Source organism: Bradyrhizobium sp. SZCCHNS3052, assembly GCF_032484495.1.
Lineage (GTDB): Bacteria > Pseudomonadota > Alphaproteobacteria > Rhizobiales > Xanthobacteraceae > Bradyrhizobium.
In genome coordinates, this window is the sequence record NZ_JAUETB010000004.1 from 222,061 (window position 1) to 242,371 (window position 20,311).

Sequence of the window (20,311 nt, forward strand, 5' to 3'; positions counted from 1 at the left end):
CGGGTCAAGCGGGCTCACTCAGACGTGCTGGGATGGCAGCATGGCGTCCAGCGCGGAGGCGGGAAGCTCCATGAATTCAGCGGCTTCGGTCCAGAGCAGCGCGGCGCGGACGACGCGGCCGGGGTACAATTGGCCAAGCACTGCGCGGTACAGCGCGAGCTGCCGGACATAGGCCGGGGGCACGTCGGCGAGTCCCGAGGGCGGCTGCTGGTTGGTCTTGAAGTCGACGATCAGCACCTCGATCCCGGTGACCACCAGTCGGTCGATCTGGCCGGAGACCAGTGCCGGAGGCTGGCCGGCCAGTGCGAGGCGGCCCACGATCGAGACTTCCGCCCGGCTCCCGGCCGCGAACACCGCGGCAAAGCGCGGGTCTTCGACCACGGCGAGCACGCGTTCCGCAAGCCCCACGAGCTCGTCCTCCGGCCAGTCGGCGGCGTTGCGAATCAAATATCGCAGCGCGGCATCGCGCCGCCGCTCCGGCGCCACGTCGGGCAGCGACTGCAGCAGGCGATGCACCAGCGTGCCGCGCTGCATCGCGAGGCTGCGCGCCGCCAGCGATTCGCCCGTGCGCACCGGCCGCTCGTCGGCGGATGGATCGGACGGCCGGAGCACAGCGACCTCGCCGGGCGCCTCCACCGCCGCCGTGCGCAGCCACGCCGGCAGTTCGACGGCCGTCTCGACCATGGGCCGCGTTTTGTCAGCAGCGGTTTCCGCGATGTCCTCGGCCCGCGCATAGCGCTTGACCGGCCCGTCCTCGGTTTCGATCACCTCGACCTGCAGGCCGGCGGCGTCCAATCCGCGCGCCATCAGATCGTACCAGCTGCCGCCGCGGACGTTGTTCATGTTGCCCGGCATGCAGCCGCCGATGATCAGCCGATCCGCGGCGCGGGTCATCGCGACATAGAGCAGCCGGCGATACTCGTCCTCGGTCTCCTTGAGCATCGCCACGCGCGCCGCCGCGACGGGCTGCGGATCGTCGGCCTTGCGCCCGGCCCAGACCACGATCTCCTGCTCGCCATGCGGCACGTGGATCAGCCGCAGCCGCTGCGAATCCGCCGGCGACGAGGTGGTGTCGACCAGGAAGACGACGGACGCCTCGAGGCCCTTGGCGCCATGCACGGTCATCACCCTGATCTCGTCGCGCGAGATCTCCATGTCGCGCTTCACCTCGGTGTCGGCGGCGCGCAGCCAGGCGACGAAGCCCTGCAGCGAGGCCGGCGCCTTGCGCTCGTAGGACAGCGCGAGCTCGAGGAACTCGTCGAGCGCATCATTGGCCTCGTGGCCGAGCCGCGCCAGGATGCGGCGCCGGCCGCCATCGCCGCCGAGCAGCCAGGCATAGAAGGCGAATGGCGTGTCCTCCGCGGCGCGGCGCTCGCATTGTTGCAAGCGCCGTACGACCGCCTGCAGCCGCGCGTCGTCAGCGGCGTGCGCCGTCAGTGCGTCGCGTAGCGAGCCGCGACGCTGCCACGCCAGCTTGAACAGATCGTCGTCGTCGAGCCCGAACAGCGGGCTCTTCAGCGCGGTCGCCAGCGCCAGATCGTCCTGCGGCAGCAGCAGCGCGTCGGCGAGGTTCATCAGGTCGATGATCGCGATGTGCTCGGTCAGCTTCAGCCGGTCGGCGCCGGCCACGGGGATGCCCGCGTGCTTGAGCGCCTGGATGACAGCATCGAAGGCGTTGCCGCGCCGGCGCACCAGGATCAGCATGTCGCCATAGCTCAGCCGCCGCCGCGCGCCGTCATGGCCGGTCATCGTGCCCGTCTGGATCAGCCGCTTGATCTCTGCCTGGATGCGCCTGGAAAGCTTCACCTCGGGGCTGGTGACGGAGACGCCGTCGAACGGCGCGCGCCAGCCCTCGATCTCCTTGCGGTCGTCGCGTTCGCACAGGCTCCAGAGCTCGACCATGCTCGGTCCGGCATCGGTCAGCGCGTTGTGGATGGGATGGCCGATGTCAGGCGAGTGGATGCTGCTGTAGACGTCGCGCTCGCGGAACACGTGGTCGACCGCGTGCAGCACCGTCGGCCCGGAGCGGAACGAATAGGTGAACGACACCGGATCGAACAGCAGCCCGGCGTCGGCGAAGCGCTTCTGCAACTGGCGCCTGCGCGCATCGAACTCGTGCGGGTCGGCGCCCTGGAACGAGAAGATCGACTGCTTCTCGTCGCCGACCGCGAAGATCGTGCGCGTGAGTCCGTCGCGCGCCCCGGCGCCGGCGGTGAACTCTTCGATGATGTGGGCGACAATGTCCCATTGCCGTGGGCTCGTGTCCTGCGCCTCGTCGATCAGCACGTGATCGACGCCGCGGTCGAGCTTGTAGTGCACCCAGCCGGCGGAGACGCGGTTCAGCATCGCCAGCGTCTTGTCGATCAGGTCGTCATAGTCGAGCAGGCCGCGCTCTTCTTTTTCGCGGCGATAGTTCGCGGCGGCGGCGGTCGCGATCTGCAACAGCGCCTCGGTGCGGTCGCGCACGACCGCCGCGCGGCGCTTTTCGATCAGGCGATCGAGCCGGCGCGCCTCCGATTCGAACAGGCCGGCGATGCCGGGATTGGCGTCGGCGAACTTCTTGGTCAGCAGGGACTTCCGCGGCTCCTTGTCCTCGGTCAGGAATACGCGGAGATATTCATCGACCTGATCGGCACCCGAGAACGCCAGTGCGGCGCGGAGTTGCTCCGCCTGCTTCTGGTCGGTCTTGGCGCCGCCGTCGAGCCGCGCGGCGATATCGGTCCAATCCCTCAGTGGCAGATTGGGGCCGTCGACGATGTCGCGCTCGATGGCTTCCAGCGTCTCGCCGGCGCTGATGCCGAGCACCTCGCCGAGATGTTGCGCGGCAACCTCGACGCGGCCGGCGCCATCGGTCCAGGCCATGAAGTGATCGCGGCTCAAACAGGCCTCGCGGACGACGTCCTTGAAGGTCGAATCCGCCGCATTGGCCATCGCCACCTGCAGCGCGCGGCCGACCGCGCTGTCGGGCGCCCGCGCGGCGTCGAGCAGCACCTTGAGATTGGCGCGCTCCATCATCTCGGTCTGGTCGCGCTCGTCGAGCACCGAGAACCGCGCCGGCACATTGGCTTCGAACGGGAACTGCTGCAGCAGCCGCGTGCACAGCGCGTGAATGGTCTGCACCTTCAATCCGCCCGGCGTCTCCAGCGCGCTGGCGAACAGTTTTCGCGCCGAGGCCCGCAGCTTCTTGTCGGGATTGGGAATGCCGGTGGACTGGATCGCGCCGTCGAGCGCGTCGTCGTCGAGCGTCACCCAATGGCCGAGCGTCGAGAACACGCGCTCGGCCATATTGGCGGCCGCGGCCTTGGTGAAGGTGATGCAGAGGATCTTCTCCGGCGGCACGCCGTCGAGCAGCAGCCGGATCACGCGCTGGACCAGCACATGCGTCTTGCCCGAGCCGGCATTGGCCGACACGAACGCGGAGGCAGCCGGGTTCGATGCGCGCGTCTGCGCCTCGCGCACGGCCTGCGGAATGGGGCGGGGCGCCTTCACCATTCCTCCACCCCCAGGCCGCCGGCCGCCGACCATTCCTTGATACGGGCGAGATCGTCATAGCTACCGTAGCGGTTCGCCCACATCGACAGGTTCAGCGAGGTGTAGCCTTGATTGACATCCTCGAAGCTGCGGATCAATGCCTCGAGCTTTTCGCGCGCCTCCTGCGCGGCCTGATCCGGATGTTGCGGCGGGTCGCTCTTGTTGATCTTCAATTCGAGAATGCGCTCTTCGCCCGGCGGGTTGTTGCCGGACAAGCGGACATAGACGAGCTGGCTGATCAGGCTGCCGGCGGGGATGCCGTCGAAGCCGCCTTCGCGCAGGATCGCGGCCTCGAGCGTAAGCTGCGGCGACAGCCCCATGCGCACCTGCTTGGCCGTCGGCGGCTGGCCAGTCTTGTAGTCGAGAATGGCGTAGGTGCCCTCGGCACGCTGTTCGATGCGGTCGGCGCGCGCCGACAGCATGAAGGTGCGGCCCTGATCCAAGGGAATGCCGATCTCGCCGCGGATCTCCGCGGTGATGGCGCCGATCTGCTCGCGTCGCGCGGTCTCCCACGCCGCGAACCAGCCGGCGATGCGCTGGAAGCGCGGCCACCACAGCGCCCGCGCCTCGGGCCGCTCCATCAGCGGCGCAAAGTGCTTCTCGCCGATCACGCGCAGCGCATGCGCCGGATGCAGCGGCAGGGCATCGGCATAGGTCTGCGTGAATTCGCCGATCGCTTCGTGAATCGCCGAGCCGCGATCGGCGGCCGACAGCGGCATGTCGACGGGATCGAGCGGATCGAGCCGCAGGATGTAGCGCGCGAAGATGGTGTAGGGATCGCGCAGCCAGTCCTCGATGGCGGTCACCGACATGCGCAGCGGCCGTGCTGCCAGCGGCGGCTTCGGCGCCGGCTGTTCGACCGGCTTCACCGCGGCGGGCTGGTCGAGCACCTCGGCATAGCGGACGTAAGTCTCGCCGCGCGCGGTCGCCGCCTTCCAGCGCTCGGCGCCAGCGACGGCTTCGAGACGGTGCAGGAAGCGCGAGGCCACGGCCGGCGCGCCGCCCGATTTTGCGGCGTGCGTCAGGATCACCTCGGGCGCGCCGAGCAGTTGTGCGAAATCGTGTGCTGATAGTCCGATGCGGCGCTCGGGCAGGTCGAGGCCGAGCTGATGCCGCATCGGGCGGCTGAGCCAGGGATCGATGCGCGGCGCCGGCGGCCATATGCCCTCGATCAGGCCGCCGACGATCATGCGGTCGGCCTGCATCAGTCGCGCTTCGAGCGGACCGTAGATCTGCAGCTGCGCGCCGTGGCGCTCGGGCCGGCGCACCGCGCGATCGGAGAAGGCGGTATGGAACAGATCCGGATAGTCCGACAGCGGCGCCATCAGGCCGCAGCGCTCGCCGGACGCGAGCAGGTCGTCGAAGCAGCGCGCCAGCGCCGCGCCGTCGCGATCGGTGAACGCGGTGCTGACACCGACATCGTCTGTCGAGAGCGCGATCAACACCTCACGATGCCGCGCGGCGAGCTCGGCGAAATCCTGCGGGCGCGGCGAGGCGAGGTTTTCCAGCGGCGCCAGGGCCGTCTGCAATTGCGCGATCAGTGCGCCGGCGCGGTCGAGCTGCTCGGGACTGAGACGCGCGCGCGGCTCGGCCTTGTGCAGCGATGATGCTTCGCCCTGGTGCAGCTTGGTGTGCTCGTCGCGGAAGCGCGCGAAGTCGCGCGCAAGCCCGCTGCTTCCGGCTTGTGGCCGCGTGCCGCGCAGCACCGCGAGCTCCAGCGTCTCGATGGCACTCTTCCAGCCATTCGCGGCGCGCCCGAGCCGGCACAGCGGATGCTTGAGCAGCGCCAGCAAAGTCGGCGGCTCCAGTCCGCGCGCGGCTGCTTCGGCGGCGAGGCGCGCGAAGATGCCGGCCGGCGTCTCCAACAGCGCGTCACCGCCGGAATCGTCGAACGTCAGGTGCCAGCGCGTCAGCGCCGCCATCACGCGGCGCGCCAGCGCGCGGTCCGGCGTCACCAGCGCAGCGGACTTGCCGAGATGGCGCGCCTCGCGCATCGCGATGGCAATCGCCAGCGCCTCCATTTCCGGATTGGGCGCGGCCACGACGGCGAGATTGTCCATCGCTTCGGCAATGTTGGCGGCGATGTCGAACTGGCGCAGGCGCTCGTGCCAGACGGCGGTGGCTTCCGACGGCCGCATCGCTTCTGAGATCAGCACCTCGCGGCCGCCACGGCCGGGTGGTGCGAGGCGGATCACGTCGCGCCGCTCCAGGCCGAAGCGCTTGAGCAGCAGGTGCATGGCATATTGCGGATGATTGACCGCGGGCGGCGTCAACACGCGGCCGGCGCGGTCCTTGGCACCGCCGATCGAATTCCACGCGGCTTCGTCGAGATCGGTGTCGAGCCCAGGCAGCACCACCGCGCCATGCGGCAGCTTGGCGACGGCGAGCAGGAATTTTGCCGTCGCCGGCATCGAGCCGGTGGAGCCTGCGGCAATGACGGGACCATCGGGATGCGCCGACAGCCGCGCCGCTTCGGCCGCGATCAGCAGATCGCGCCGCGCCGCCGGCTCGATGCGCTCGATCTCCTGCAGATAGGCCGGCCACGCGGTCCGCGCGATGCGCAGGAACTCGAGCGAATACTGCCAGTATTTGTCGAGCTGATCCGGCACCAGCGCATCGAGCGCATCCCACGACACGCCGCGCGTCACCATGTCGTCGATCAGCCGCGCGAGGTCGCCGGCCAGCGCAAGCGTCGAGGCGGGCCCGCCGATCACGAGCGGCGCCGACACCGGCGTCTTGGCCCAGGCCGCGACCAGCCGCGCCAGCGTGAGCCGGCGCTGCAGGTCGTCGAGCCGTTCCGGAATCTCCAGCGGCGCCGGCCCGAGGAACGCGTCGCGGTCCTCCGCGAAGGCGAGCTCGTCCTCGTCGATGTCGCCGAGCGCGACCAGGCGCGGCAGCACCGCGGCATCGGTCTTCAGCTCGTCGAGGAACATCTCGCGCGCCACCCGCAGGGAGCGCCGCGTCGGCAGATACAGCGTCGCGGTCGCGAGCCGGGCGGGATCGCTGCGTGCCTCGAAGCCGTCGACCAGCCGGCCGCCGACCAGCGCGGCGATCACGCTGCGCAGGAACGGCGCCGAGATGGGAACGGTGAAGACGCGCATGGCCTGCGATTCGGGTTGCTGTGCTGTCTATATAGGGAGCGATCGGGCGGAGGTCATATCCGGGGTGTGGACGGGTGTTGATAGGTGCGTGACCATTGTCGCGGGCTCAGAGCGCGCCGCGCGGATGAGCCCAGCTGGACCCATTCACCCCCGCCGTCATCGCCCGCTTTCGCGGGACGACTGAGTCTGGAAAGCCAAGCTGCCCACCCGCTCGCAATGACGGGGACACGCAGCATCGTCCTCCATTGTGGGTACAGATCTCGCGCCGGAGACAAACCCCTATGCCCTCGCGACGCCATCGCGCCCGAGTCATGCGAAGCTCTCGCCCTCATCCGAAGCAAGGGCGCAGGGAAGGCCGGGCCTCGGCTGAGGCCCGTGGCCCCCGTGCGTGAAAGAGTGCACGGGGCAGGAACCACAGGTTCAGCCGGAACGACCCGGCCTTCCCTGCGCGATGGGTTGACGGCTTATACGTCCTCTCCTCGGTGTGCCGGCTTGTAGCCACCGTCGCCCGCGCGCGGCGTCAGCAGCGGCGCGAGCTTGGCATCAGCATCGGGATGCCGGGACCTTACGATTTCGCCGTCCTGCCCGAACCGTTCGTCCGCGCACCCGAAAGCACGCTGCAATCCTGACAGGCCATCGCATCCCGCGCTCAACGTTCGTGACGACCGCGATACGCCCCTCGCAACGAGGCGGGATGCGCATGAGAGAACATGAATTCTGTAAAAGCGAAAGAAGAATTTTGTGCGCGTCGGACGCGACGAGCGGGATCGGGTTGAATGTGCGGACGAAAATCGTTTCTCGACGCAGATGATTTGAGTGATCCCAGCGCAGGGTCGGCGCCGACGAGGTGGAGCAGATCGCGCAACGCGCCGACCTGATTCGCCCGTCGGGCAGTCCGCTACGCCGCACTCTCCATCAGAGCCTCTTCCGCTTCCGCCACCGCGGCCGGCGTGCCGACATGCATCCAGACGCCTTCGAGGCGGAGGCCGAACAGGCGGTCCTGCTCGTTCGCCTTGTCGAACATCTTCGTCAGCGAGAACTCGCCCTTCGGCGCGCCGTCGAAGATCGACGGCGAGATGATCGCGGCGCCCGCGTAGACGAACGGCACCACCTGATGCTCCCGCCGCTTGCGCAAGGTACCGTCGGCGAGCATCGCGTAGTCGCCTTGACCCGCGTAGCCGATCGAGGTCGCGGTCGGCGCCATCAGCAGCATGATGTCCATGCGTTCGGGATCGAACGCGTCGGCGAGCCGGGACAGGTTCTGGCGCACGCCCTCGATCCACATCGTGTCGGAGTTGACGTGGAAGAACGGCTCGTGGCCGAGCAGCGGCAGCGCCTTGACGACGCCGCCGCCGGTGCCGAGCACCTGGTCGCGCTCGTCGGAGATGATCACGCGGGGCGTGCTGCGCGCGGCCGTGTGCGCGATGATCTGGTCGGCGAGATAGTGGACATTGACGACGGCTTCGGTGACGCCGGCTTCGGCGAGGCGGTCGAGCACATGGTCGAGCAGCGGGCGACCGGCGACGCGCACCAGCGGTTTGGGCATCGTCTCCGTCAGTGGGCGCATGCGCAATCCGAGACCGGCGGCGAGGACCATGGCTTTGTGCGGCTTGACGGGCATCTTCAGGGCATCTCGATCAACGGTGGCATGTGCGAATCATACCACGCAAAAACATCTATCGTCTCGGCCGGTTGCGATAGCCCGGGCCGATGACGAATATGCGACGGCTGCCCGGCCGTCGTGATGCAAGATGCCGCAGTCGTGGCTCGGTCAGGCTTCGGCCGAGGCGCGCTTGTTGGTCTTCTTCTTGCCTTGCTTCAGGAAGGTGACGCCGATCTGGTCGCCATTGACCCAGGCCAGCTCGCAGCGCCGGTAGGCCAGGCCGGTCGACGACAACAGCAGGAAGAACTCCTTCAGGTGAAGGCCTTCGACCGAGCCTTCGACCGTCAGCTTCGCCCCGGTCTCCGAGACGTCCTCGATGGTGCAGTTGCGCCGCCAGGTGCCGTCGATGCCCATCATGAAAGCCGGGATGCCGCGCTCGAAGACGACGCGTTCGCCCTTCATCCGCTCTGCCATCGCAACCTCCATTCACGCGCGGCGCGCAACCGGCGCCACGGGCGCAAGGTAAAGGGGGATGGCTAAGAACCGGTAAAGCCACGGAGGTGCGCGGTTTTGGTGCGTTCTCTCTCCACGGCGGCGATCGGCTCCCCTCCCCGCAAGGGGGAGGGGGAGCGCACCGGTGGTGCTGCGAGACGCTGCCTTAAGCCACCCCTGCCGGTGGCGGCACGTTGGCCGCGTACCAGTCGCGGACTGGGTCGAGCGCCGCGTGCGCCAGCGACCGGTGGAGATAGTCCCAGATGCGAGGCTGGTGCTTGAGGTAGTGCGGCTTGCCGTCGCGGCGGTTGAGGCGGGCGAAGGTACCGAGCAGGCGGGTGTTGCGCTGGACGGACATGATCGCGTAGTGCGCGCCGAATTCGTCGGCGTCGAAGTCCGTCGACGCCGCTTGGCGTGCGGCGATGTAGCGCTCTCGGAGCGCCCGCTCGAGTTCTGCCGACACGTCGATCCGGGCGTCCTGCGCCAGGGAGACCACGTCGTAGGCCGGCGGTCCCATCACCGCGTCCTGGAAGTCGATCACGCCCACGCGGGCGATGCCTTCGCGCGCGGGCAGCCAGAGCAGGTTGGGCGAATGGTAGTCGCGGATCACCCAGGTCGGCTTAGATGTCGGCTTAGATATGGGCTTGGCCGCGAGCGGCGCCTCCAGCAACTCGCGCCATATTTCCAGGAATTCGGCGCGCAGCACCTGCGACAGCTCCACGCCACGGTCGGGCAGGTACCATTCGAGCATCAGGCCGATCTCGATCAGCATGGCTTCGGCGTCGAAGGTCGGGACCTCGTAGGTCACCTGCGGCGCCAGCGGCAGCACCGCGGGGACGTCCTGCGCGTGCAGCGCGGCCAATAGATCGGTCGCGGCCTCGTAGCGCTCCACGACCGGCCGTGGCGGGTCGCCCTCGATCACGCCCTCGCGTCCGAGATCCTCGGTGATGAGAAAGCCGTGGCCGAGATCGGCGTCGTTGATCTTCGGCGCCGAGATGCCGCGCCCGCGCAAGGCGGCGGCGATCGCGACGAACGGGCGGACGTCCTCGGCGAGATGCACGGCGCCGCTATAGGGCTTGCCGTTGTAGATCGCCGGGCCGTCGGGCCGCTTCGGCGAGTTCATCAGGATGGAGACGCGCTCGCCCTTGTGGAGCCGCGCATAGGAGCGGGTCGAGGCATCGCCGGCCATGCGCTCGCGGCGCGATTTGGCGTGCCCGGCCTCGGCGAGGAATTCGCGCAAGGCTTTCAGCCGTGCAACCACCGCGGCCGCTTTGCCGCTGCCGGTGATCTCGGCGCTGCGGGCGGTGTCGCCCTGCGATGGATCGTGGCGCAGCGCGATGTCGACGCGATCCGGCGGGAGAGTGCCGCCGGCGCGCTCCGGCCATTCGATCAGCACGACGGTCGCCTCCGGCAGCGGCGACAGGCCGATCTCCTCGAGCTCCGATGCATCGCTGATGCGATAGAGATCGGTATGCACCAGCGGGAAGCTCGGCAGGTCGTAGCTCTGCGCCAGAGTGAAGGTCGGACTCGGCACCTCCAGCTCGTCGTCGCCGGCGAGATAGCGGATCATCGCCCGCGCCGCCGCCGTCTTGCCGGCGCCGAGATCGCCCGTGAGCGTGATCAGTGCACCCGGGCCGATCAGCAGCGCGAGATCGGCCATCAGGGCGGCGGTGGCGGTCTCGTCCGCCAGCGTGGTGGTGAATGTCAGCTGGTCCGTCATTCCGCGGCGTTGCGTTGCGCGACGTGGTCGGTCGGGAAGTCACAGGTGACCGTGGTGCCCTTGCCGACCACCGAATCCATCCGCACCCTGCCGCCGTGCAGCTCGACGAAGGAGCGCACCAGCGACAGGCCGAGGCCGGCGCCGCGATGGCGCGAGCCCTGCGAATGGCTCTCGAACCATTCGAACACCTTGTCCTTCACCTCGGGCGGAATGCCGGGGCCGGAATCGGTGACAGCGAAGATGACGCTGTGGTCGGTGCGGCGGGCGCTGACGACGACGCTCGAATCCGGCGGCGAGAAGCCGACGGCGTTGGCGAGCAGATTGTAGAGCACCTGCACGACGCGGCGCTCGTCGCCGACGAAAGAGCCGACATCAGGGTCCACCGCGATCGTCAATCGGATGCGATCCGTGGCAAGCCGGTCCTGCACGCCCTCGGCGGCGGCCTCGATCGCCTTGGCGGCGTCGACAGGCCCGAGCTCAAGCTTCATGGCGCCGGCATCGATGGTGGCGAGGTCGAGAATGTTGTTGGTCAGCGCCAGCAGCGCGTTGGTGGATTTGGTGACGTAGTCGAGATACTCGGCCTGCTTCGGGGTCAGCGGCCCGGTCGACGGATCGGACAGGAAATGCGCGAAGCCGATGATCGTCGTCAGCGGCGCGCGCAGCTCGTAGGACACGTGGTGGACGAAGTCGATCTTCATCTGGCCGGCGGCTTCGAGCGCCTCGTTGCTCTCGCGCAGGGCTCGCTCGACATTCTCGGTGTCGGTGATGTCCTGGAAGGTCAGCATGGTCGCGCCGTCGGGCAGCGGGCGGCTCATGCAGTCGAGCACGCTGCCGTCCTTGCGCTCGAGCTTCAGCGCAACGTCGAGCCGGTTCTCGATCGACGTGATCGCCTCGCGGATGGTGCGCCAGGCGACCGCATCGTCATAGAGCTGATGGCACCAGGATTCCACGGTGTCGATGTGCGGATGCTCGCGCAACTGATCCGGCGACAGCCGCCACATCTTGGCGAAGGCCGGATTGAACAGCTCGACCCGGCCGTTCGAGCCGAACACCGCGACGCCCTCGGCAAGGCTGTCGAGGGTCTCGCGCTGGACCCGGATCAAGCCGTCGAAGCGGCGGGCAAGCGCGAAGCTCTCGGTGACGTCGTCGAACAGATAGGTGACGCCGCCTTCCGGGTTCGGCGTGGTGACGACCGACAGCGCGCGGCCGTCGGGCAGGAACCAGGTGTCCTTGGCGGCCTCGACGGCGCGATAGGCCTCGTGAAGCTTGGCCTTCCAGGCCCGGAAGTCGGCCTGCTCGGGCAACTTGCGCGCGGCGCGAAGACGGTCGAGCACCGACGAGTCATCCGGCTGGCTGTCCAGGAAGGCGGGATCGAGACGCCACAGCCGGCGATAGGAGTCGTTGTAGAAGGCGAGCCGGCGCTGGCCGTCGAACACGGCTACGCCCGAGGACAACTGATCGAGCGTGCGCCGGTGTGCTTCCCGCATCCGCACCACGGCCGCGTCCAGGGCCGCCGCCTCGCTGGCGTCGATGGCGACGCCAGCGCTGCCGTTTCCCAGCATGAAGGCGCGCACGTCGTACATGCGGCGCTCGCCGCCGGTCACGATCGGCAGCCGGCCCTCGAAACGGCCGTTGGTGGCGAGCGCGCGCTGCAGGTCGATACGGTCGGCCGAGTCGAGCAGCTCGATGTTGCGGCCGATCGCGTCCGGCACGTCGCGGGCATCGGCGGCACGGGCATAGGCGGCGTTGACGTAAGCGAGAGCGCCATTGGCCTGCCGTGCCCAGATCGGCCACGGCAGCGCCGCTGCCAGCGCGCGCAGCGACTCCGTCTCCTCGCCGAGCGCCTTGAAGCGGAGCTGCGTCTCGGCGAGCTCGCGGCGCAGGCCGGACAATTCGCGGATGCGCACGATGGCCTGGCCGCCGATGGCGCGGCCCATCGCCTCGATCGCATGGCCGTGCGAGGTGGTGAGATTGAGCATGAAGCCTTCGCCCGCCTCGCGCAGCGCGTCGACGGCGCGGTCGAGCTGCAGCGCGGGCTCCGGCGGCAGCCAGGTTCCAAAGGCGAGAATGCGCTGCGGCTGATCCTGCGGCACCAGCATCGAGGTGTCGCCGGAGATCTGCGGACGGTGGCCGCCGGCCGGCCAGGCGATCAGGATCTGCGGCTCGGCGAACAGCAGCGCACGGTAGCGATCGGCCTGCAATTGCAGCCCGGCGACGTCGGCGCGCAGCCGCGCTTCCTTCCGGCCGGCCGCCAGACGCGTGCGCACCAGCGCGACCGCGGCGACGACGGAGAAGCCGAGCAGCGCCAGCATCGCCGTGACCTCGGCGATATCAGGACGGCTCAGCTCGAACAGCGTCGTGATCGCATCCGGCGGCACGCCATCGCCTGCGAAGCCCGGTGTCGCCGGCGCAAGCGCAGTCGCAGCGAGACCCATCAGGCCCTTGCGCGCAAGTGACGTGCATGACAGCAGCGTCTGACGCATCACCACGATCACGCCCGACATATTTGCCCCAAACCGCACGAAGTTCCGGGCGCCGATCGCGTCGACCGCGCCGTCTCACGAATCAATCAACCATAACCGCTTCGGGACTCCAGCGGTAAGAGTCCAGACCGTGAACGATGGTTGCGCCTGAGGAAAATGCGTCCGCCGATCGACTCTTTCGAGTCGGAACAGTGGCAAGCCCGTAGTTCAACGGCCCGTCGACCCGAAGCCGCCGCTGCCGCGCGCGGTCGTCGTCAAGGTTGTCGCGAGGCTGAGCTCGGCGCGCGCGACGGCGGCGATCACCATCTGCGCGATGCGCTCGCCGCGGCGGATCGTAAACGGTTCCTTGCCGTGGTTGATCAGCAGCACGCAGATCTCGCCGCGGTAGTCCGCGTCCACCGTGCCCGGTGAGTTCAGCACTGTGACGCCGTGCCGCGCAGCGAGCCCCGAACGCGGCCGCACCTGGGCCTCGTAGCCGTCGGGCAGCGCGATCGACAGTCCCGTTGGCACCATCGCATGGCTGCCTGACGCAAGGACGAGCGGCGCATCGGGCGGAACCGCGGCGAGCAGATCGAGCCCCGCGGCATGTGCGGTCTGATAGGCCGGCAGCGGCAGGCCCTCGCCATGCGGCAGGATCTGCACGTCGATCGCGATCGTCTGTGTCACGCAACGGGTCCCATGGTTCTGGCGATCTCGGCGACGAGCGCAGTCGCGACCTCGTCCTTGGTCATGATCGGCCAGGACGCGACATGGACGCCATCGGCGTCCTTCGTCAAGAGATGTACGGTGTTGCGGTCGCCGCCCATCACACCGGTCGCGGCCGAGACGTCGTTGGCGACGATCCAGTCGCAGCCCTTGCGGGCGAACTTTGCCTTCGCGTTGTCGATCAGGTGCTCGGTCTCGGCGGCGAAGCCGATGACGAGACCAGGCCGCTTCTCCTTCAGCTTCGAGATCGTGGCGAGGATGTCGGGGTTCTCGACCAGCGTCAGCGGCGGGATCGCCTTGTCCGTCTTCTTCAGCTTCTGGCCGCCCTCATTGGCGACGCGCCAGTCGGCCACCGCCGCGGCGAAGATCGCGACGTCGGCGGGCAGCTCGGCCTCGACGGCGTCGAGCATCTGCCGCGCCGATTCGACGTGGGTGACGCTGACGCCCTTGGGGTCGGCGAGCTCCACCGGTCCTGCGATCAGCCGCACGTCGGCGCCGGCGGCCTGCGCGGCGGCGGCGATCGCAAAGCCCTGCTTGCCGGAGGAGCGGTTGGCGATGTAGCGCACCGGGTCGATCGGCTCGTGGGTCGGGCCCGCGGTGATCAGCACGCGGCGGCCGGCGAGCGGGCGCGGCACAGGCGGCTTGAGCATGGCGACGACGGCGTCCGCAATCTCGGTCGGCTCGGCCATGCGGCCGACACCGGCCTCGCCCTTCTCCGCCATCTCGCCGGCGTTCGGCCCGATCATCTGGACGCCGTCGCGCTGCAGGGTCGCGGCGTTGCGGCGCGTCGCCGGATTGCTCCACATCATCGGGTTCATCGCCGGCGCCAGCAGGATCGGCCGGCTCGCCGCGAGCAGGATGGCGCTGGCGAGGTCGTCGGCGGCGCCGTGCGCCATCTTCGACATCAGGTCGGCGGTCGCCGGTGCCACCACGATGAGATCGCAGTCGCGTGCGAGCCGGATGTGGCCGACGTCGAACTCGCTGCGCGCGTCGAACAGATCGGTGAAGACACGATCTCCCGACAGCGCCGATGCGGCGAGCTCGGTCACGAATTGCGTCGCCGCCTTGGTCAGCACGCAGCGGACCTGGATGTGGCGCTCCTTGAGCCGCCGGATCAGGTCGAGCGATTTGTAGGCGGCGATGCCGCCGCCGATGATCAGGGTGACGCGGGCCTCGCGCGTCTGGCCGGGCTGGGGGACGAGCGGGGCGGAGAGGTTGGCTGGAGCTGGCGGCGCCATAGGCGGCTCGGATGGATCGGCAGGCTCGATCAGCGCGCGCAGGATGACCCGGACTTCCTCCTCGACGGAGCGCCCGTTCTGCGCCGAGCGCAGTCGCAGATAGGTCTTGAGAGATTCGTCCAGCTTGCGGATGGTCAGGCTCGCCATGACCGCCTCCCCAGCATTGCCCTTGTGAAGGCAATGCTAGCAGAAAATGATAGCAGTGCAATCAGTAGACATAATGCCGATTGGTGAGCCTAGCTATTTGCCGCCGTCATTCCGGGCTCGCGCTTCGCGCGCCCCGGAATGACGAGTGGAGAGAGCGGGGCTCTCAGGTCACAGCCTGAGCACCGCGAACAGAATGCCGATGAAAGTCAGCGCGATGACCCACAGCGCGATGGCGCGCCAGCGGCTCTTCTTGCCTTCGGTGCGGCCCATGGCGGCGATGGTTTCCGGCGACAGGCGCAAGCCGTCGCGGGTCATGGTCTCCATGTGCTCCAGCACGGCGGCGGCGCGGGCGGCGAGCACGGGCAGGGTCGCGCTGAGCCGGACCAGGTCGCCGACGCCGGACACGGCGCCTTCGATGCGGCCGAGCGGGCCGAGATTACGCTCGATCCATTCGCGCACCACGGGATCGGCGACCTTCCAGATGTCGAGCTTGGGATCGAAGCCGCGCGCGACGCCCTCGACCACCACCATGGTCTTCTGCAGCAGGATCAGCTCCGGCCGGGTGCGCATGTCGAACAGGCCGGTGACCTCGAGCAGCAGGGTCAGCAGCTTGGCCATCGAGATTTCTTCGGCCGTGCGGTTGTGGATCGGCTCGCCGATGGCGCGGATGGCCTGTGCGAAATTCTCCACCGAATGATGCGGCGGCACGTAGCCGGCCTCGAAATGCACTTCGGCGACGCGGCGATAGTCGCGGGTGATGAAGCCGAGCAGGATCTCGGCGAGGAAGCGCCGCTCCTTCATGCCGAGCCGGCCCATGATGCCGAAATCCACCGCGACCAGCCGTCCCTGCTGGTCCAGGAACAGGTTGCCCGGGTGCATGTCGGCGTGGAAGAAGCCGTCGCGCAGCGCGTGGCGGAGAAAGCTCTGGATCACCTTGCGGCCGACGTCGGGCAGATCGACATTGGCCTCTGCGAGCCGGGCGTGATCGTTCAGCGCGATGCCGTCGATCCACTCCATCGTCAGCACGGTGTTGGCGGTGCGATCCCAGTCGACCGTGGGTACGCGGAAGTCCGGATCGTCCTTGATGTTTTCCGCCATCTCGGAGAGCGCAGCGGCCTCCAGGCGAAGGTCCATCTCCATCGCGACCGAGCGCGACATCGTGTTGATGACCTCGACCAGCCGCAGCCGCCGCGCCTCCGACGAATGCGCCTCGGCCTTTTCGGCGACGAAGAAGAAATCGGAGAGGTCGCGGCGGAAGCGCGAGGCGACGTTCGGCCGAAGCACCTTCACCGCGACCGGACGACGAATGCCGTCGCGCTCGACCTCGCCGCGATGCACCTGCGCGATCGAGGCGGCGGCGACCGGAGGACCGAGATGCGTGAACAGCTGGCTGATCGGGCGCTCGAGCGCGGTGGCGATGACCGCCTCGGCCTCGGCCTGCGGGAATGGCGGCAGCCGGTCCTGCAGCGATTCGAGGTCGCGCGCCATGATGACGCCGACGACGTCGGGCCGCGTCGCCAGGAACTGGCCGAGCTTGAGATAGGCCGGGCCCATGCGCTCCAGCGCCCGCGACAATCTTGGCCCGGACTTGGCGCCGGGGCGCTCGACGAGGCGCGCCAGCTTCAGCGCGAGCTGGCCCGGCGGCGGCGCCAGGCTCGGATCGACGGCGCCGAACACGCCCTCGCGCGCGAACACGAAGGCGGCCCGGGCGAGCCGCGTAATGTGGGTGAGTGCGGAGATCACAAACGCCAGCCGGAATGAAGCGCGACGATGCCGCCGGAGAGAGTCTGCCAGGACACGCGGGAGAAGCCGGCCGCCGAGATCATCTCGGCGAAGGCGCTGGGGCGCGGAAACTGGCGGATCGATTCGACGAGGTAGCGGTAGGACTCGGCATCGCCGGTGACGGCGCGGCCGAGCTGCGGGATCACGTTGAAGGAGAACAGGTCGTAGAGCTTGTCGAGCCCGGGCATCTCGACGGTGGAGAATTCCAGGCACAGGAAGCGCCCGCCATGCTTGAGCACGCGGAAGGCCTCGGCGAGCGCGAGCTCGATCTGCGGCACGTTGCGGATGCCGAAGGCGATCGTATAGGCGTCGAAGGAGCGGTCGGGAAAAGCGAGCTTTTCGGCATTACCCTCGACGAACGAGACCTTGTCGTCGAGATATTGCTTCAGCGCGCGCTGCCGGCCGACCTCGAGCATGTCGCCATTGATGTCGCACACGGTGGCATGGAAGCCTGAGCCGGCCTTCCGGGCGGCGCGGAAGGAGATGTCGCCGGTGCCGCCGGCCACGTCGAGCAGCGCGAACGGCGCATCGCTCTTCGGCGGGTTCAGCGTGTTGATCATGATGTCCTTCCAGACGCGGTGCAGTCCGCCCGACATCAGGTCGTTCATCAGGTCGTAGCGCTGTGCCACGCTGTGAAACACGTCGTTCACCAGCGTCTGCTTCTCGCCCAGAGGCACGTCCCTGAAGCCGAAATGAGTGGTTTGGTCCGGCTGATCCATCACCCTTACTCCGATACGGCACCATAGCGCTGATGCGGCCAAGGCGCTATCACGTCAGCCGGACAAGGTGAATGGTCGCGGATGCAAAAGGTGAAATGAGCCGGCATGCCTGAGCTGCCCGAAGTCGAGACCGTCCGGCGCGGGCTGCAGCCCGTCATGGAAGGCGCCGTCATCGTCAAGGCCGAGGCCCGGCGCGGCGATCTCAGGTTTCCGTTCCAGCCCGATTTTGCGAAGCGCCTGCAGGGCCAGACCGTCAGGGGACTCGGCCGGCGCGCCAAATATCTGCTGGCCGACCTCGGCTCCGGCGACGTGCTGCTGATGCATCTGGGCATGTCCGGCTCGTTCCGGGTGATCAAGCCGGAGCACGAGGAGACGCCGGGCGAGTTTCACTATCCGCGCGGCAAGGACAGCGTGCACGACCATGTCGTGTTTCACATGTCGTCTGGCGCCGACATCGTGTTCAACGATCCGCGCCGCTTCGGCTTCATGAAGATCATCGGCCGCGGCGAGATCGAGACCGAGCCGCATCTGAAGGATCTCGGGCCAGAGCCGCTCGGCAACGAATTCGATGCCGCCATGCTGGCGCGCGCCTGTGCCGGCAAGAAGACCAGCCTCAAGGCGGCGCTGCTCGACCAGCGCGTCGTCGCCGGGCTCGGCAACATCTATGTCTGCGAGGCGCTGTTCCGCGCCCATCTGTCGCCGCGACGGCTGGCGGCGACGTTGGCAACGAAGAAGGGCGAGCCCACGGATCACGCCAGGCGTCTGGTGGAAGCGATCCACACCGTGCTCAACGAGGCCATCCGCGCCGGCGGCTCGTCGCTGCGCGATCACCGCCAGACATCAGGCGAACTCGGCTATTTCCAGCATTCGTTCCAGGTCTATGACCGCGAGGGCGAGCCGTGCCGGACGGATGGCTGCGAGGGTGTGGTGAAGCGTTTCGTGCAGAACGGGCGGTCGACGTTCTGGTGCCCGAAGTGCCAGAAGTGATGCAGCGGCCGACGAGCCGGCATGGCCGGCTTGCCCCAGTCTGCTTGTGACGGACGGGGGTGGGGGTATACTGCCGCCATGGCTGTCAGCTCGCCCGATCTGAAAGCATTCCTGCTCGCGACGCCGTTCTTCGGCGGCCTGCCCGATGCGAGCCTCGATCTGCTGGTCTCGATGCTGGTCGCGCGTGAGTTCGAGAGCGGCGCCGTGGTCGTCGCCGAAGGCGAGGCGGGTCGTTCGATGTTCGTCGTGCACAGCGGCACGCTGGAGGTGAGCGAGCGCCTGGAGACGGGCGTTGCGATCCATATGTCGCGTCTCGAGCCCGGCGATTTCTTCGGCGAGATGACCCTGCTCGACATGCAGAACAGATCGGCCACCGTCGTCGCGGAAGCGCCGACCGTATTGTACGAGCTGACGGCGCAAAAGCTGTATGCCTTCTACAAGGCTGACATCCACGCCTATGTGATCGTGCTGCAGAACATCAATCGCGAGCTATGCCGCCGCCTGCGTCGCGCCGATGCGCGGATCAAGCAGCTGGAGATGCGCGAGGCTGGAGAGCGCTAGGCCCGGTTGGATTCGGTGGACTCGATCCCGCGGTCGGTGATGTTTCCCTCGCTCCGCTTGCGGGGCGAGGGAGCGCACCGCATTTGCGGTAGCTCGTATCCGATGACGACCACAGCCCGCCTTTACAGCCCCGCCTTCCAGTTGATGCCATTGTCGGCCCAGGTCGGGTAGGCCCGCGTCACCGGCAGCTTCGCTTCCTCGGCGGGCGGCGTCAGCATGATCGGGAATTCGACCTCGGCGTGCTCGCTCGCGTCCTTCAGCTCGCCAGCGTCATGCATGACGTGGTCGCCGGCGAGCTTGCCCGCGGTCCAGCGCCACAGGCTGCGAATCTCCTGCGCCGACTTGCCGGCCGCATCGAATTCGCTGACGCCGAGACCGGCGGCGAGCGCGTCCTGGTGGTCGTTGCGCATCATGATGAAGGGCTGCGCCAGCACTTCTGCGATGTCGCGCGGCGCGTCGGCGTCGAGTGCAGTCGTCGCATCGGTGACGCGATGGCCGCCGCGGATCGGGGCCTGGTTGAGCACGAAGGCAAACGGCTTGCGCCAGGCGCGCACGACGCTCAAGGTCGGTGCCGTCGCTTCGATGTCGGCGACGCTCGGACGCGCCGGAATGAGGCACAGATCGCAGTGGCGGATCGCGGCCGTCGTGGATGCCGTGATGCCGGCCCCGGTGTCGATCACGCAGAGGGTGACGCCGTCGCGGGCCAGCGCTTCGAGGCGAGGCTCGATCGTCTTGGCATCGTAGACGGCTTCGACGATCGGCTCGCTCGCGGCGCGGCGCGCCTGCCATTTGGTCAGCGTGCCCTGACGGTCGGTCTCGATCACGCGCACCTTGTGGCCGGCCTGCTGGGCCGCCACGGCCAGACCAATCGCCAGCGTGCTCTTGCCGCTGCCGCCCTTCTGCGTGGCCAAAACGATCGTGTACATCGGGAGACAGTCCTTCGGATGTTGACGGAACTTATGAGAACGCCAAAGCTGAGCGCATCGCGATCGCGGTGCAGAGCTATTCTCGCTCAGGACAGTCCCGGCCCGATCCAACTCATGAAGAGCGATCGCGGTGGTCCGAATCAGCACGCCGACAAAACTGTTCGAACTATTTCACGCTCGGCCTGTGCCTGCACAGACCGGTTGACTACGGCGGGAGCCGTTCCGAGTTGATAGCAAGGTGCTAGGAAGTTGAGTGGCAGCGAGCCGCGGGCGAGCGATCGGCATCGCCGAGCATCATCCCATGCAGTCGCGATGC

General features: G+C 68.1%; 13 protein-coding genes. 2 read left to right on the plus strand and 11 right to left on the minus strand.

Features of this window, described 5'->3' with window-relative positions:
* Positions 1–18: 18 nt before the first annotated feature.
* The 10 genes from addA to ubiE form a co-directional block, all read right to left on the minus strand.
* Positions 19–3,492: a double-strand break repair helicase AddA gene (gene addA, locus QX073_RS16010; protein WP_316226015.1), complete on the minus strand. Its 3,474-nt coding sequence runs from the start codon at positions 3,490–3,492 to the stop codon at positions 19–21.
* Entirely contained in the window at positions 3,486–6,632 is a 3,147-nt protein-coding gene (gene addB, locus QX073_RS16015) for a double-strand break repair protein AddB (protein ID WP_316226016.1), read from the minus strand. Before addB ends, addA begins: the two co-directional genes overlap by 7 nt.
* A gap of 898 nt (positions 6,633–7,530) precedes the next feature.
* A complete protein-coding gene (locus tag QX073_RS16020; RefSeq protein ID WP_315751761.1) occupies positions 7,531–8,253 on the minus strand; it encodes a nucleotidyltransferase family protein in 723 nt (240 codons plus the stop codon).
* 150 nt (positions 8,254–8,403) lie between these two features.
* A complete protein-coding gene (locus tag QX073_RS16025; protein ID WP_315751762.1) occupies positions 8,404–8,709 on the minus strand; it encodes a PilZ domain-containing protein in 306 nt (101 codons plus the stop codon).
* Positions 8,710–8,893: 184 nt separating this feature from the next.
* Positions 8,894–10,447 carry a tRNA (adenosine(37)-N6)-threonylcarbamoyltransferase complex ATPase subunit type 1 TsaE gene (gene tsaE, locus QX073_RS16030; protein WP_315751763.1) on the minus strand — a complete coding sequence of 518 codons (1,554 nt, stop codon included), beginning with the start codon at positions 10,445–10,447 and terminating at the stop codon, positions 8,894–8,896.
* On the minus strand, positions 10,444–12,951 hold the full coding sequence (locus QX073_RS16035; RefSeq protein WP_315751764.1) for a sensor histidine kinase: 2,508 nt from the start codon (positions 12,949–12,951) through the stop codon (positions 10,444–10,446). Before QX073_RS16035 ends, tsaE begins: the two co-directional genes overlap by 4 nt.
* Before the next feature lie 186 nt (positions 12,952–13,137).
* Entirely contained in the window at positions 13,138–13,596 is a 459-nt protein-coding gene (gene dut, locus QX073_RS16040) for a dUTP diphosphatase (RefSeq protein WP_315751765.1), read from the minus strand.
* Entirely contained in the window at positions 13,593–15,020 is a 1,428-nt protein-coding gene (gene coaBC, locus QX073_RS16045) for a bifunctional phosphopantothenoylcysteine decarboxylase/phosphopantothenate--cysteine ligase CoaBC (protein ID WP_316226017.1), read from the minus strand. Before coaBC ends, dut begins: the two co-directional genes overlap by 4 nt.
* 168 nt (positions 15,021–15,188) lie before the next feature.
* Complete coding sequence (gene ubiB, locus QX073_RS16050; protein WP_315716904.1) at positions 15,189–16,763, minus strand: 2-polyprenylphenol 6-hydroxylase; 1,575 nt, start codon at positions 16,761–16,763, stop codon at positions 15,189–15,191.
* Entirely contained in the window at positions 16,760–17,521 is a 762-nt protein-coding gene (gene ubiE / locus QX073_RS16055; RefSeq protein ID WP_316203444.1) for a bifunctional demethylmenaquinone methyltransferase/2-methoxy-6-polyprenyl-1,4-benzoquinol methylase UbiE, read from the minus strand. The genes ubiB and ubiE overlap by 4 nt, the downstream gene beginning before the upstream one ends.
* A 105-nt stretch (positions 17,522–17,626) precedes the next feature.
* On the opposite strand from ubiE, the gene mutM reads away from it, so the two are divergent.
* Together mutM and QX073_RS16065 are read left to right on the plus strand one after the other, a co-directional pair.
* The gene (mutM, locus tag QX073_RS16060) at positions 17,627–18,508 is read left to right on the plus strand and encodes a bifunctional DNA-formamidopyrimidine glycosylase/DNA-(apurinic or apyrimidinic site) lyase (RefSeq protein WP_316170033.1); all 882 of its coding nucleotides are present in this window, start codon (positions 17,627–17,629) and stop codon (positions 18,506–18,508) included.
* Positions 18,509–18,586: 78 nt separating this feature from the next.
* On the plus strand, positions 18,587–19,069 hold the full coding sequence (locus tag QX073_RS16065) for a cyclic nucleotide-binding domain-containing protein (RefSeq protein ID WP_315716907.1): 483 nt from the start codon (positions 18,587–18,589) through the stop codon (positions 19,067–19,069).
* 122 nt (positions 19,070–19,191) lie between these two features.
* Here the strand turns inward: QX073_RS16065 and QX073_RS16070 are convergent, their stop codons facing one another.
* Positions 19,192–19,995 (minus strand): ParA family protein, encoded by an 804-nt coding sequence (locus QX073_RS16070; protein WP_315751768.1) that lies wholly within the window; start codon positions 19,993–19,995, stop codon positions 19,192–19,194.
* Positions 19,996–20,311: the final 316 nt, after the last annotated feature.

What these genes read in the sequence shown, in the direction of transcription:
- mutM (WP_316170033.1), top strand. Translation starts at nt 17,627, where the DNA reads ATGCCTGAGCTGCCCGAAGTCGAGACCGTCCGGCGCGGGCTGCAGCCC.
- QX073_RS16070 (WP_315751768.1), bottom strand. Translation starts at nt 19,995, where the DNA reads ATGTACACGATCGTTTTGGCCACGCAGAAGGGCGGCAGCGGCAAGAGC.
- QX073_RS16020 (WP_315751761.1), bottom strand. Translation starts at nt 8,253, where the DNA reads ATGCCCGTCAAGCCGCACAAAGCCATGGTCCTCGCCGCCGGTCTCGGA.
- addB (WP_316226016.1), bottom strand. Translation starts at nt 6,632, where the DNA reads ATGCGCGTCTTCACCGTTCCCATCTCGGCGCCGTTCCTGCGCAGCGTG.
- QX073_RS16065 (WP_315716907.1), top strand. Translation starts at nt 18,587, where the DNA reads ATGGCTGTCAGCTCGCCCGATCTGAAAGCATTCCTGCTCGCGACGCCG.
- tsaE (WP_315751763.1), bottom strand. Translation starts at nt 10,447, where the DNA reads ATGACGGACCAGCTGACATTCACCACCACGCTGGCGGACGAGACCGCC.
- addA (WP_316226015.1), bottom strand. Translation starts at nt 3,492, where the DNA reads ATGGTGAAGGCGCCCCGCCCCATTCCGCAGGCCGTGCGCGAGGCGCAG.
- QX073_RS16025 (WP_315751762.1), bottom strand. Translation starts at nt 8,709, where the DNA reads ATGGCAGAGCGGATGAAGGGCGAACGCGTCGTCTTCGAGCGCGGCATC.
- ubiE (WP_316203444.1), bottom strand. Translation starts at nt 17,521, where the DNA reads ATGGATCAGCCGGACCAAACCACTCATTTCGGCTTCAGGGACGTGCCT.
- coaBC (WP_316226017.1), bottom strand. Translation starts at nt 15,020, where the DNA reads ATGGCGAGCCTGACCATCCGCAAGCTGGACGAATCTCTCAAGACCTAT.
- QX073_RS16035 (WP_315751764.1), bottom strand. Translation starts at nt 12,951, where the DNA reads ATGTCGGGCGTGATCGTGGTGATGCGTCAGACGCTGCTGTCATGCACG.